Genomic DNA, 13,628 nt, shown 5'->3' with positions numbered 1-13,628 from the left:
CAGAAGCTCCGAATGAAATGCATGAGCCAATGACGCTGAGTGCTATCAAGTGCTTTTTCATTTTATATCCTTGATTGTTTTTAGGTTTACTTTGTAAATGAGGTTTGATTTTTGATTGTTGTATAGGCGAGGGGAATGCTTTTGACTGTTATATTTGAAGCCCATCAAAGATTATTAGAAATGTGATTAGCATTTAACCTGTTAATTATCAATTGGTTAATAGTGACTTTGGACATAAGAAAACCCGCAGATTGCGGGTTTAGATGGAGGAAGCAGAGCGAAGTTTATCTGTTATCAGTCACTTCCAATTTGGTTTTAATAAAATCTTTATGATCCACATACAGCAGCTCGGCGGTTTTTCTGATAACAGACTCTTCCAGTGGATCTAAATGGTTATCGGCAAAGGCGACTTCCCATAAAGCTCTAATGATTTCAATACGCTCTGGCTGATCTAAGTGCCTTAGTTGAGAGGTGAATTCATAAAGTGACGCAGAGTCTTCTGTTTTACTTTTAGCCTGAACAACCAAAGCTTTGGCTTCATCATTATCAATTTCCAGTACTTTGGTGAGCATAGACAGAGTAGCGGCTTCTTCCGATTCATCGACATTATGGTCGGCACTGGATACTTCGCAAAACAGGGCAGCAATCGCAAGGTTAGGATTAGCTACCTCGCCAGAATTGAGGTCGCTGCCTTCGGTGAGTTGCTTAAAAATTTTAGAAAGTGTCGAGATCATTCTTAATCTCCAAAAAAGGTCTTAACGTTAACTTTGGGGCAGTTTACAGAAATTACAAGATTCAGAGTTTCTCATTACACTTCTTTATTCTTCTCGATCCAATAGCGATCTTTGGTTTGAGCCTAATTTGATTTACATCACGAAAAATGAAATATGTATTTTCCCCATAAAATATGGCGCTCTCAACCTCATCTGTATGAAATATATAGGTTAGTTTTAATTTTATTGACTATATCTTGTGTCTTATATAAGACATAAGATATAAAAATCAATTGATCATAAAATGAGCGGCTGATAGCGTGGTTTTAACACGTCCTGAGATTGGATTTAGGGCGTTTTGAGTCATAAAAGCTAAGGATGGAAAAATGAGTGAAACACATTTTCTGGTGCATGACGTGAACGACACTGTCGGGGTAATGGTGGTCGAAAACGTCGTAAAAGGTATGGAAGTCACGGGGTACATGATGGATACGGACGAGGAGATCAGGCTAAGAGCATTGGCGGACATACCTCTTGGTCACAAAATTGCGCTCCGAGATCTGAGTGTTGGTGACACCATCATTAAATACAACGAAGACATGGGGAAAGTGGTCGAAGCGGTTGCTGCAGGTGGTCATGCTCACGTGCACAATATTAAAACTAAGCGTTGGTAATCAGGGAGATAATAGAATGAAAAGAGCAACATTTATGGGTTACCGCCGTGAAAATGGTCGAGTCGGGGTACGTAATCATGTACTGATCTTACCCTTGGACGATATTTCAAATGCAGCGTGTGAAGCGGTAGCAAATAACATTAAAGGGACTATCGCCATTCCTCATGCTTATGGTCGTTTACAGTTTGGCGCAGACTTGGACCTTCACTTTCGTACTATTATCGGTACAGGATCAAACCCGAACGTAGCGGCGGTCGTGGTCATTGGTATTGAACCGGGCTGGACGCAGAAAGTCGTCGATGGAATTGCAGAAACAGGTAAACCGGTGAAAGGGTTCTCGATCGAGCAAAATGGCGATATCAATACGATTGCCACAGCGTCTCGCACTGCCAAAGAATACGTTCATTACGCAACCTCACTGCAGAGAGAAGAGTGCCCAATCAGCGATCTGTGGGTTGCGGTGAAATGTGGCGAATCCGATACAACGTCTGGTCTTTCTGCTAACCCAACGGTGGGTAACTTCATCGATAAGATGAATGAAGTGGGTGCCACAACTTGCTTTGGTGAAACCTCAGAGATTACTGGTGCAGAGAAAATTGTAGCAGGGAGAGCGGCTAATCCCGAAGCAGCAGAAAAATTCATGAACACCTGGTCTTCTTATAACGATTTCATTCTCGCTGAAAAAACCAACGACCTTTCCGATTCACAGCCAACCAAAGGGAATATTGAAGGAGGGCTGACCACCATTGAAGAAAAAGCGCTGGGCAACGTTCAGAAAATTGGTAAAAAAGCGCGTTATGTCGATGTTCTCGAACCCGCTGAAACGCCAGCGAAAGGACCGGGCTTGTACTTTATGGATACGTCATCGGCAGCAGCAGAATGTAATACGCTTCAGGCGGCAGGTGGCTATGTCGTTCACCTTTTCCCAACTGGGCAGGGGAACGTTATTGGTAATCCAATCATGCCTGTGTTGAAAATTACAGGAAACCCGAGAACAGTGAGAACCATGAGCGAACACATTGATCATGATGTGTCTGCCATTCTTAGACACGAAATGACGTTGGATGAAGCGGGTGATGAGTTGATCGAAATGGTGATAGATACCGCCAACGGCAGGAATACCTGTGCAGAAGTCTTAGGGCATGTCGAGTTTTCACTGACCAAGCTTTACCGAAGTGCTTAACTAAAACAGATGCAGTTGTCATAAAACAAAGCCTTTCCAATTGGAAAGGCTTTGTTTTTACTTGAACTTGTGAAGGCTTAACTTAATTCATTCAAATAGCAATGCTGTTCCGTATGGCAGCGAGTCACACGTAGTTCCACTGCTTCACCATTCAGTGCATAAGCAATTCGCGTGGCTTCAAGTAGGGGAGTGCTTTCGTCAATCTCAAGATGAGTTTTCTCTTCTTCTTTAGCAAGCACTGCTCTAAGTTTTTCAACAACTTTGACCACAGACAACCCAAACTCACGCTGATAATAGCTGTAAAGTGTGTTGGGTAAATCGTCCGAGAGAGGCATGTTTGAAAATAATCTGTCAGGCAGAGAAATGGTTTCATAAATAACCGGAACACCCTCCAGAGCACGAACACGAGTAATTCGAATGACTTGTTCTTCATCTGGGATAGAAAGAGAATCGCTTTCTAGTCGGGTTGCGGGGTAGCGGTTAAAGTCGAGGATACGACTTTCTGGTAAATGTCGCTTGCCTTGAAGATCAACAAGTCGGAAGAAGTGATAGAGTGGCTGCTCCTGAGTATGTTCAGCCACATATGTTCCTTTCCCTTGACGACGAACCACCAGTTTTTCCGCTGCCAGCTCGTCCAACGCCTTTCTTACGGTGCCCTGACTTACCTGCAATTCATCCGCAAGCTGGAATTCGCTTGGTAACGGGCTTCCGGGTAACCACACTTTATCTATTAGTCTCTGTATCAATAGCTCTTTTACTTGCATGTACAAAGGAAGAAAATGTGTGGGTTTGTTCATCGATTTTCGCTCGGATTAAGGATCTGACTTACTTCATATTATCAATCAAGCACTAAGCTGTCTCTATGGGCTTCACTCTTTGTCGCAAGGAATTTGTCTAACGTGATCAGGCGAAAGATCTACGCTACGGTTAAAAACGCAGAACCAGAACAGAATTTAACGTCGTAGGGCATTAAACTCTGGTTCTGATGAACAAACATGATGACAGACGGCAGATTCACTTAAGCATTTATATCCAAAATGATTTTAGCTGCGGCGGTGCGGTTATTGTCTAGATCACTAAATGCCTGACTACCCTGGCTTAAAGGTCGTTCTTCAATCCAGGATAAATCCCCCAACGCGCCACGATGAAGTATTTCGATAGCAGAAATCATATCAAGCTGAGTGTAAGAAAAAGAGCCCAGTACGGTGATTTCCTGCAAGGTCATTTTTCTCACATCAAATTCGCCAGAGGAATCCTGCAAACCGACGTGCAGAAAAACGCCCCCTTGCTTAATCACGCTCATCCCCGCTTTTCTTGTGTGGCTTGAGCCAACGGCATCAATCACGACTTCGATGCTGGAATCGGGTAATGGATCATCGGTCAGGGGGTTATGCAAATACTGGATACCAGCACGCTTTGCGGTCTCAAGTCGGTCTGCATTGGTATCACTTAGCGTAACCCTTGATACTCCCTTAAGTTTGAGAAATAGTGCGCAGAGTAAGCCTATCGAACCCGCACCAATCACCACCGCTCGGCTATCGCTCAAAGTTCGATGCATGTGCTTTTCAATCAGCTCAGAAGCATGGAGTGCAGTAGCGGTTGGCTCTGTTAGAGCAGCGTGTTCGGGTTTCATTCCTTCGGGAACTGGAATCAGATTCTGCTCGGGAATGACAGTGAATTCAGCGAAAGCGCCCGGCTTTTTTAGACCTATTGCAGTGCGGTTTGCACAGAGATGAGTTCTGCCGCTCAGGCAGTCCTCGCATTGCATGCAGGTGAGCAGCGGGTTCAGTACGACTCTTTTGCCCCGATACTTACCATTCATTGCAATTCCACACGCTTCGTGCCCGAGAATTAAAGGTGGGACACGTCTTGGGTCATGCCCGTGATACGCATGCATGTCTGATCCACATATCCCGGCTTTTTCAACTTGCACCAGTACCTCTCCTTCAACAGGAGTCGGTTTAATTTGGGATTCGAACGTCACTTCATTTGTATTGGTGTAAACGAGTGCTTTCATCTTTATTCCTCGTTGTTTATTTGGCAGTAAATCCGCCATCTACGAATAGAGTCTGACCGGTGACATAATCGGAAGCTGGGGAAGATAAAAACAGAAGAGGTCCGTCTAAATCATCCAGATTTCCGTTACGCCCAATTGCTGTTTGGTTTGCCAGCTTATTCAGTGCGTCGTTATCTTCGTAAACAGGTAAGGTGAGTTCCGTAGGAAAAAATCCGGGTGCAATGGCATTGCATGTAATGCCATAACAAGACCATGCTTCCGCCATGGCTCTGGTGAGCTGGCACACGCCGCCTTTCGACGCGCCATAAGGCATGCTGTTGGGAAAGGCACGTTCACATTGTAGTGAAGCAATGTTGATGATTTTGCCAAACCCTTTCGCTTTCATATCCGGTACCAGCAGTTTTGCTAGGAAAAAGGGCAACTTAAGGTTTATATCCAGAGTGGCATCCCAACTGGCTTCATCCACTGCTTCTACTGGTTGCCTCAAGTTAAGCCCCGCAACATTGGCAAGAATGTCTGCCGAGCCGTAAAAGGATTTACACCGCTCAATGTTCGTATCTAACTCGCTGAACTTAGTAAGGTCGCACGCTAAATAGCTGGCTTCACCTGCCGAAGATTCAATCTCGTTAACCGTTTCCTGAAGCAAAGATTCACGCCTGCCCAATACCACGACTTTTGCTCCGGCTGATGCTAGGGTTTTGGCAAATTGACGACCAATCCCTGTTCCCCCGCCAGTCACAAACGCGACGCGATCTTTCACTGAAAAATCAGTGGAGTTCATCATTCATACCCCAGCTGAAATTGTTCTTTCGGGAAATATTTCGCTAGGCGGGCATCCCCCGTTCTTGCGTGCGCTTCCATTCCCTCAAGGCGAGAAATTCTAGCCGTTACAGCCGCGACTTCGCGGTTGGCATCTTCAGTGAGCCTCTGGAACGAACAAATTTTAATGAACTTGCTGACCGACAGTCCGCCTGTGTATTTGGCTGCGCCTTTTGTGGGAAGAATATGGTTGGGACCGGAGCATTTATCCCCAAATGCGACGGTTGACTCTTCGCCAAGAAAAAGCGAACCATAATTGGATAGGGTTTTCAGCCACCAATCTAGATCCTCTGCCTGCACTTCCAGATGTTCAGAAGCGTACTCATCACTGATCTGGACGACTTCTTCTCTGGTGTCGCAAACAATCACTTCACCATAATCGTTCCATGCAGCGGTGGCGGCTTGCATAGCGGTATCTGGCAATTCTGAGATAAGCTCAGGTACACGCTTCATCACTTTATCCGCGAGAGAGTCGGAAGTGGTGAACAGCCATGCAGGGCTATCAAATCCGTGCTCTGCCTGACCAACTAGATCGACGGCAACGATTTCTGGATCAGCGGATTCATCCGCAATGACGGCAATTTCAGAAGGACCGGCAAACATATCAATGCCAACCTGACCGTAAAGCTGACGCTTGGACTCGGCCACAAAGCGATTACCGGGACCAACAAGAATGTCGGCTTTGTTGCCTGTGAACAGACCATTTGCCATGGAGGCAATTCCCTGAACTCCACCAAGTGCCAGAATGTAGTCTGCGCCACACAGTTTCATAGTGTAGAGAACCGCTGGATTGATGCCGACTTCAGGTCGTGCTGGTGAGCAGGCTACAACGTTTTTGACGCCAGCAACCTTGGCAGTTGTGATACTCATGATGGCAGAGGCAATGTGCGAGTATCGCCCTCCGGGAACATAGCAGCCTGCCGTGTTCATGGGGATAAGTTTTTGCCCAGCATACAAACCGGGGGAAAGCTCCACTTCAAATTCTTGTAGTGACTCAAGTTGGGCTTCAGCAAAGCGTTTTACTCGCTCATAGGCAAACTGAATATCCAGCTTCATTTGGTCGGAAAGTTTGGCTTCAGCTTCTTGTAGAGCACTTTCGGAAACCAAAATGTCGCCGTCCCAGTCATCAAAAGACTTCGTGAACTCAATCACTTGTTCTTCACCCCCCAGTGCGATCTTATTTAGCATATCGCTAACGATTCGACTGGTGTCCTGTTCGCCTGTCGCGGCGGTTTTTGTTGCTTTTTTCTTGTATTGAATCGCCATTTCTGTCTCCTTGAAAAGTGCTTCTTGTAAATTTTGAATGCAGAGATCCCTACAACGGACGCTGCATTCATAAAACTGGTGTAAAGACTAATTAAATCGGAGTGCCCACAATGAAATTTCGGGCACGAATGCTAAAAGCAAAACCACCAATAGCATCGAGAAAACATAAGGTGCTGCATATCTGGCAACTTGTAGAACGGGTGTTTGTGTTACCCCTGATACTACAAACAGGTTGAGCCCTAAAGGAGGCGTTATAAACCCAACGCCCAGAGCGGTAACCATCATGATGCAGAAATGAATTTCATCCATGCCAATTGACTGCGCTAACGGCAGAAGAATAGGGGAGAGCACCACAATGTTCGGGGTGGTTTCCATCACGCAGCCTGCAAGAATAAGGATTCCAATCATGATAAGAGTCAAGTAAACCGGATCTTCGGTAATGTCGGTCATCTGAACCACAAAACTTTGAGGTATTTCCAGCACTGCCAGGGTCTGAGCTAAAGGCAATGACATGGCTATAATCGGTAAGATGATCCCGTTGATTTTTGCTGAGCTATACAGCATTTTGGGGAAGTCTCTCCAGGTGATGGATTTTTGATACAGCCCGATAGTCAGACCAACCAAAACAGCCACTGCTGCCGCCTCTGTTGGGGTGAATATTCCAGAGTAGATCCCGCCTAAGATAATGAATGGAATTAACAGAGCATCGCGCGACCGATAGATCGTACTCAGCCAGTGCTTCATAGAGAAACCGGTTTTTGAATCTTCATAACCGTTGATGGCGTTGAGTACGACATTGGTTGCCATGATGGAAAACATGATGAGTAATCCCGGAATGGCCGCAGCCAGAAACAGGGTAGAAGCAGATATGCCCAGTATCAGTCCGATGATGATGTAAGCGATAGAAGGTGGGATCAAAATACCGGTACAGGCACCAGACGCCACAAGTGCACAAGCGTAAGCTTTTGGATAACCTCTGTCGACCAGCCTGTCTATGGTCATTCTCCCCACCGCCGCAGCGCCGGCAGCATCTGACCCTGAAATGCATGCGAAGAAACCGCATCCTAAAACCGTTGATGTGCCCAACCCTGATCTTGCGCTGCCTGTTGTGGCTTCTGCCACATCAAGTAACTTGTTCGACAACCCTGTTCTTACCAGAACATCGCCAGTCAGGATGAAAAGTGGGATCGCAATCAACGCAAACGCATCGATTCCGTCGAAAAGAGATTCACCAACAAGAGACAGGGGAAGCACGTCTGTTGCCAGTAACATAGCAATCGAGCCTAACCCTAATACCACCCAGATCGGGACAGCCATAAAAATCATCACGATCATGGCAATCACAGGAATGTACACTGCCATTCCGTAAGAGGCTGCGGAGGCTTGTTCTAGCAAATAGTAATTGTTCATTTGTCCTCCTGGTCGATCAGGCGTTCGCCCTGATAAACGGGTTCGTTGTTAGAGAATGACTTGAGATCTCGTCTTATCGATTGCAACAAGCGCAGCACAATTAACGTAAACCCAAAGGGGACAGCAAACAGAAACCAAACCTGACTCACGCGCAAGCCATGTGTCACGGAGCCAAATTCTAACGACGTCATGACTGGTCCAATAGAAACAATGAGTGAAATGACCGCTAGCACGAGCGTAAGAAAATCACTAAACAGATAAACCGCAATTTGTGCTCGGTTAGGTAAGAATCCCAGCAGTACGTCGATACGAATGTGGGCCCGATTTTTGACTGCAAGGGCAGCGCCGATCCACGCGAGATAAATAAAACAATATCGGGCAACCTCTTCACCCCAGATGGAGGAATAACTGAGCACGAATCGTCGAGTCACCTCTGAAATGATGGTCAGTACAATCATGGAATAGAACATCAAACACAGCCAGCGCTCTAAATTTTGCTCAATGTGGGAGATACGGTTTGTCGCCATAGGAATTGCCTTCATCAAATGACCAGTTCGGAAAAAGGGCAGCCGCAAGCGTCTACGGCTGCCAACGCCCTACACGTCGTGGACGTAGTAACGCCCTTTCGTGTTCGCTGCTTCAAGCAACTTGTCGAAGGTATCCAGTGATCCTGCTAGCGCTTTTTTAGTGGAATCCCAAACCGGAAGCTGGTGACCTGCTTTCTCTTGCCATTGCGCCAGTTCTGAAGGGGTAGGAGAGTAGAACTGTACATTGTTCTTAGTAAGCTCCGACATAGCGTACGCGCGGGCTGCTGGCACTTTCGCCAAGTTTTGGTGAGCCGTAACTTCGCTAGCCGCTTCGATTCCCTCCTGAATATCTTTAGGAAGCTTATTAAACCACTGCAGATTACAAGAGAAGACCTGTGCATCAGGTACAGAGCGAATGAAGGTGACCGAAGAGAGTACGTCTTTGAATCCGAAAATGTTCAGTGCTTCTACGCTTGGATCCAGAGCATCTGCCACACCTTGCTTGATGGCGGATGGTGTCTCGCCCCAGGCAATTGGGGTTGGGTTAGCGCCGAGCAAATGATAGAACTGCTGAAGAATTTTTGAGCCAGGGACCCGGAATTTAATGCCTTCCATTTGATCGGGCGTTTTAATGATCTCACTGCGACCTTTTCTTAATGCAACAACGCGAGGGTCTATGGTGACATACCAAAGTGCTTTGAAATTTCGCTCTTTAAGTTTAGGGTCGACTTCCGCTTTCCAGGCATCTGAATTGACCAGGTTAACGAATTTCTGATTTTCACCACACCAGTAAGGAATGTTGATCAGGTCGACAACAGGTGCAAAAGACGAGAAGTTAGACAAGGAGTGTTGTGCTGCCTGAATGGTCCCTTGTTGCACTTTTTGGGCAAGTGCTCCACCTGCACCAAGCTGACCACCCGGAGCCAGTTTTACGTAAACCTGCCCATTGGTCATATTCTGGATGTTTTCTTTAAAATCCAACTGCATGATGGGGTAGCCACGAGAAGCACCCAAAATGTAGGCAGTGGCAATAGTCATGGTGTATTTTGCGGCTTTCTGGCGTTCTCGTTCTTCCTTCGAAATTGCAGCCGCTGCACTCGGGCTCATCAAAGCGCCCGCAGAACCAATCATAATCGCGGCCGTTACCCCAGCTTTGCCCGCAATTTCAAAAAACTTCCGTCGTTCGGCAGACTCGATTTGATCTTTTTCACTGAATCCTTTCATTTTTGACTCCATTTTCACGTTAATGGGAATGACGTTGAGCAACCGCTCCTTTTTTCCAGATTATTAGGAGGGCAGATGGCTTTCTTATTGAGTATGTTTTTCTTGCAGCAATACAAATATGACGCCAGAAACAACCGCCACTAAGAGCAATAAGGCTTCTGGTACGACGTCAAGTGGAGTAACGGGAAACTCGAACCGAATCGAAGCCCACCCCGCGAGAATATTGACAAGGTAGAATGCAAAACTACTAAGACAAACAATCAGATACACCTTACTGCCCGATGCCAGCTTATTAACTTCAGACTGTGTTGAACTTTGTGTGGTTGTGTCTTTCATGGCTACGTTCCTCGCAACAACTCGTTAACATCACCATAAATTAGTGTTCAAATAACAGTCAACTGTAAGCGCTTACATTTTTATGATTTGAGCGATAATTGTTCATTTTTTCCAGTAACGATCACGAAAACTGGTCATTAAATAGTCAATTGGTTTCACTTTGTCGCGAATTTTTCAGGAAAATCATGATAATTAACAATAAAAACATCATGTTATAATTGGATTTTGAATTATGAAACACTACGTCGATTTAACTTGTATCACAGAAAGAAATGAGTGATTTCTAATCAACGACATATCTGGATATACTGAATAAGTACTTAAGAAATGTCTGATTATTATGGTTAAAGGTAAGCGCTTACGTAAGTCAACGGATAAACCCACACTCGGTGATGTGGCGAAAGCGGCTGGTGTTTCTACCGCCACAGTGTCACGAGCGTTAAATCAGCCGCATCAAGTCAAAGAGCCACTTCGTCTGAGAATTGAAGAGCAGATCAACAAACTTGGCTATGTGCGTGATGGAGCTGCTCGAGCTCTTGCATCAAATAAAAAACGCATGATTGGGGCAGTTATCCCAACGATCGACAACGCCATTTTTGCCTCAGGTATCAATGCTTTGGAACGTCGTCTTTACGAAGAAGGCTACACTCTGATGCTGGCGGTAAGTAATTATGACCCTATGCACGAGCTTAAACAGGTTCGTGACATTATGGAGCAGGGGGTCGATGGGTTGCTATTGGTGGGAAACGAACATGCCCCCGAAACTTACTCGATTCTGGAAAAGCACAATCAGAACTTTGCTAACTTATGGGTGTTAGATCGGGAAAGTCCGTACCCCAGTGTAGGTTTTGATAACTTTAGAGCAGCTCAACAGATTACCCAGTACCTTATCAACCAGGGGCATCGTCGGTTCGGGTTCATATCCGGAATAACAGAAGGAAATGACCGTGCCACAGCGCGTCTGAACGGTGCGCTTTCTGTCTTGGAAGAGCAGGGAATCGTTCTTTCTTCGCAGGATATTGTTGAGTGCCGATACGACATCTGGGAGGGAAGAAACGCTTGCCGACACCTTTTATCCCGGAAAAAATCGTCCAGACCTTCTGCCATTATATGCGGTAATGATGTTCTGGCATTCGGCTGCCTGACAGAATGCCGAGAGTTAGGCGTTTCAGTCCCTGAAGAAGTCTCCATAACAGGTTTTGATGATCTACCTTTGTGCGAGCACCTCACCCCAAGCTTAACCACGATACATGTCCCTTCCCAGATGATGGGGGAGAGAGCTGCAGAGTTTATTCTGGATAAAATTGCTGGTCGAGAATGCCCCAGCCACATCGAAGTCCCAACACAATTGGTTGTCCGAGAAAGCACTGCACAGGCACCGAACTAGGAGTGCCACGCATAGCATTATTCACAAACCACTGAATCTTGATCTGATTTGAGTTATATCCACGATTGATGTGCTCACCAACGTTCCACCTAGCCATATGACGATAGCCAGACACATTTACAGTCGTGAGAGCTTTGGATAAGCCATTGCCCTGAATGGCTCAGACTTCTTGTTTTTCTTCCACTAGCTGACCTTTTTGGTCGGGTTCTGATACAGATTCTTTGAGTTTTATTCCTTAGGTCTAGCCTTACTAAAGGTAAGGAATTTGAGCTTAATAGGAAATATCATTGGTATTGAAATTTGTTCATAAATTGCCAGCGCAAGATGATGCCCAACATTTTTCATCTTTAATACAATGTTTGATCGCAACTTATTTTTAACATTTAATTTGCTCCTAACTTATAAATATTACGCCAGTATTACAGGGCTCCCTTTAACCCATTAGTTTTTGCATTCCACAAATAATAAGTACGCCAAACTATAAAAAATACTGTTACATAAGAAATGATACACTTGTTCAAAAAAATACTAGAAAAGTTGTATTATGAATAAGGATATGTTCAACAGGAAATGTTGACCTTTTGCCATGTTTTCATTGTGACTATTACATTAACTTATTAAGTTATTAATAAAATTTATAAGATAATCAAATATATGTGATGTTAAAGTAGAATGAGAAATGAAAATGTTTGCTATGATTGCCTTTTATAAATCTTCGCCTGAATATTTTTTGCACGAAGCTTAATCAAGGGAGAGCGGTAATAGCATAAATGGTTAGGCGTCATTTCTTATTTGTTAAAGTGGTGCTTATTTGTCCACAAGGATTTGTTGCTCGCAGCAACAAACGTGCGGTGTTATCACTATGATGTTTGGTTGTGAATTAATTGTTATATTTTGAATTGATACCTTACTCCTTCAAGGGATCAGAAATTTTGTATAAGAATTGATAAATTCTGAAGCCCTTGCCTTTCGGGGTGGATACTGAATTGAGCTAAATATAAAAAATATGATTTGCCCGTTTGGGAAGCTCAGATGTTTTTAAATAGTGAATTCAACAACAACTAATAGCTAACGAAGACCCACGAATAGTGCTGGCAAGTTCACGTCAAACCAAGTTGATTGATGAATGATGTCAGCAGAGGTTTGTAGTGACTCAATTTAGAAAGAGAAAGTAAAAATGTTGAGAAATGTAATAGAAATTAAATACTTAAAAACATTCTCATGTGTGGCGAAATGTAAAAGCTTCTCGGCAGCAGCGGAGTCGTTGTTTATCACGCAACCTGCTGTCTCACAACACATAAAAAAAGTAGAAGCCCATATAGGTGCAAGCATTTTTGACAGGGAAGAAGGCTTTGAGTTAACCAAAGAAGGCGAAATTTTGCTCAGGTATACCGAATTGAGTTTGGACCTTTATGAGCAATTATTTGATGAGTTAGGCAAAGCCAAGAACAAGGAGCGCTATAAGATCGCCGTGTCCGATTCCTTTTCAACGGAGCTAGTGGACGAAGTTGTAAAAGCATTCCGAGTATTGAGTCACTTAGATTTGAGCCTGGTCAACTTTAGAAACCCAAAAGATATCGATGCAAGCAAGTTTGATATCATTCTTGGTGTAAATTCGGAACCTTCTCGCAGTGGTCATATGGTGAATGTGAAAAGGACTCAATATGTTGTATGTGATAGACCCAATGATCCTCCGCTTACGCGAAAGAATCCAATCCGAGTGGTGCATTGTAACTCGTTAGAACGTGAACAAGTCATTACCTTGCTTGAAGAAACAGGGTTCGGTGTAGAAAACATTCAAAGCTGGTTTAATACTAGCAGTGCCAGACTAATGAAAAGTGAGATGGAAGAGCCTGGAACGGTTTTAGTTTGTCCAAGCTGGTGTATTAAGTCAGATCGATTGTATGCTCATAAAACCTCGAACGCTATTAACTGCTATGCATGGTGCAATGAATCAACATTCAATGAACTAAGTCAGATTGGATTGACGAATCGAATTAAAGAACTTTTTGTTCACACAGATTCAGCTCTCGAAGTAATGTGATTAATAATAAATAGCATATTTGTATTTT

Annotated in this window: 13 protein-coding genes; 4 read left to right on the top strand and 9 right to left on the bottom strand. The window is 44.5% G+C overall.

Annotated features, from left to right (window positions below):
- Nucleotides 1–284: 284 nt before the first annotated feature.
- A complete protein-coding gene (locus tag RH89_RS05355) occupies nt 285–734 on the bottom strand; it encodes a tellurite resistance TerB family protein (RefSeq protein ID WP_004400016.1) in 450 nt (149 codons plus the stop codon).
- A 365-nt stretch (nt 735–1,099) separates the two neighbouring features.
- On the opposite strand from RH89_RS05355, the gene RH89_RS05350 reads away from it, so the two are divergent.
- Nucleotides 1,100–1,387, top strand: a complete 288-nt coding sequence (locus RH89_RS05350; RefSeq protein WP_004400015.1) for a UxaA family hydrolase — start codon at nt 1,100–1,102, stop codon at nt 1,385–1,387.
- Between the two features lie 16 nt (nt 1,388–1,403).
- Nucleotides 1,404–2,570: a UxaA family hydrolase gene (locus RH89_RS05345; RefSeq protein ID WP_004400014.1), complete on the top strand. Its 1,167-nt coding sequence runs from the start codon at nt 1,404–1,406 to the stop codon at nt 2,568–2,570.
- Nucleotides 2,571–2,647: 77 nt separating this feature from the next.
- On the opposite strand, the gene RH89_RS05340 is transcribed toward RH89_RS05345, so the two are convergent.
- The 8 genes from RH89_RS05340 to RH89_RS05305 form a co-directional block, all read right to left on the bottom strand.
- Nucleotides 2,648–3,367 (bottom strand): GntR family transcriptional regulator, encoded by a 720-nt coding sequence (locus tag RH89_RS05340; protein ID WP_004400013.1) that lies wholly within the window; start codon nt 3,365–3,367, stop codon nt 2,648–2,650.
- 221 nt (nt 3,368–3,588) lie between these two features.
- Entirely contained in the window at nt 3,589–4,587 is a 999-nt protein-coding gene (locus RH89_RS05335) for an alcohol dehydrogenase catalytic domain-containing protein (protein WP_004400012.1), read from the bottom strand.
- 16 nt (nt 4,588–4,603) lie between these two features.
- Nucleotides 4,604–5,371 (bottom strand): SDR family NAD(P)-dependent oxidoreductase, encoded by a 768-nt coding sequence (locus tag RH89_RS05330; protein WP_022596378.1) that lies wholly within the window; start codon nt 5,369–5,371, stop codon nt 4,604–4,606.
- A complete protein-coding gene (gene hisD / locus RH89_RS05325; protein ID WP_004400010.1) occupies nt 5,368–6,672 on the bottom strand; it encodes a histidinol dehydrogenase in 1,305 nt (434 codons plus the stop codon). Before hisD ends, RH89_RS05330 begins: the two co-directional genes overlap by 4 nt.
- A gap of 87 nt (nt 6,673–6,759) precedes the next feature.
- Nucleotides 6,760–8,082 (bottom strand): TRAP transporter large permease, encoded by a 1,323-nt coding sequence (locus tag RH89_RS05320; RefSeq protein WP_004400009.1) that lies wholly within the window; start codon nt 8,080–8,082, stop codon nt 6,760–6,762.
- The gene (locus RH89_RS05315) at nt 8,079–8,609 is read right to left on the bottom strand and encodes a TRAP transporter small permease (protein ID WP_004400008.1); all 531 of its coding nucleotides are present in this window, start codon (nt 8,607–8,609) and stop codon (nt 8,079–8,081) included. Before RH89_RS05315 ends, RH89_RS05320 begins: the two co-directional genes overlap by 4 nt.
- Before the next feature lie 69 nt (nt 8,610–8,678).
- Nucleotides 8,679–9,833: a TRAP transporter substrate-binding protein gene (locus RH89_RS05310; protein WP_004400007.1), complete on the bottom strand. Its 1,155-nt coding sequence runs from the start codon at nt 9,831–9,833 to the stop codon at nt 8,679–8,681.
- An 84-nt stretch (nt 9,834–9,917) separates the two neighbouring features.
- On the bottom strand, nt 9,918–10,169 hold the full coding sequence (locus tag RH89_RS05305; RefSeq protein WP_004400006.1) for a hypothetical protein: 252 nt from the start codon (nt 10,167–10,169) through the stop codon (nt 9,918–9,920).
- 340 nt (nt 10,170–10,509) lie between these two features.
- On the opposite strand from RH89_RS05305, the gene RH89_RS05300 reads away from it, so the two are divergent.
- Nucleotides 10,510–11,556: a LacI family DNA-binding transcriptional regulator gene (locus RH89_RS05300; RefSeq protein ID WP_004400005.1), complete on the top strand. Its 1,047-nt coding sequence runs from the start codon at nt 10,510–10,512 to the stop codon at nt 11,554–11,556.
- 1,177 nt (nt 11,557–12,733) lie between these two features.
- Nucleotides 12,734–13,600 (top strand): LysR family transcriptional regulator, encoded by an 867-nt coding sequence (locus RH89_RS05295; RefSeq protein WP_004400003.1) that lies wholly within the window; start codon nt 12,734–12,736, stop codon nt 13,598–13,600.
- The last annotated feature ends 28 nt before the right edge of the window (nt 13,601–13,628 follow it).

It is taken from the genome of Vibrio nigripulchritudo ATCC 27043, assembly GCF_000222685.1.
Taxonomy (GTDB): Bacteria; Pseudomonadota; Gammaproteobacteria; order Enterobacterales; family Vibrionaceae; genus Vibrio; species Vibrio nigripulchritudo.
The sequence above is the reverse complement of the archived record's forward strand: the minus strand, read 5'-3'. Positions and strand labels throughout refer to the sequence as shown.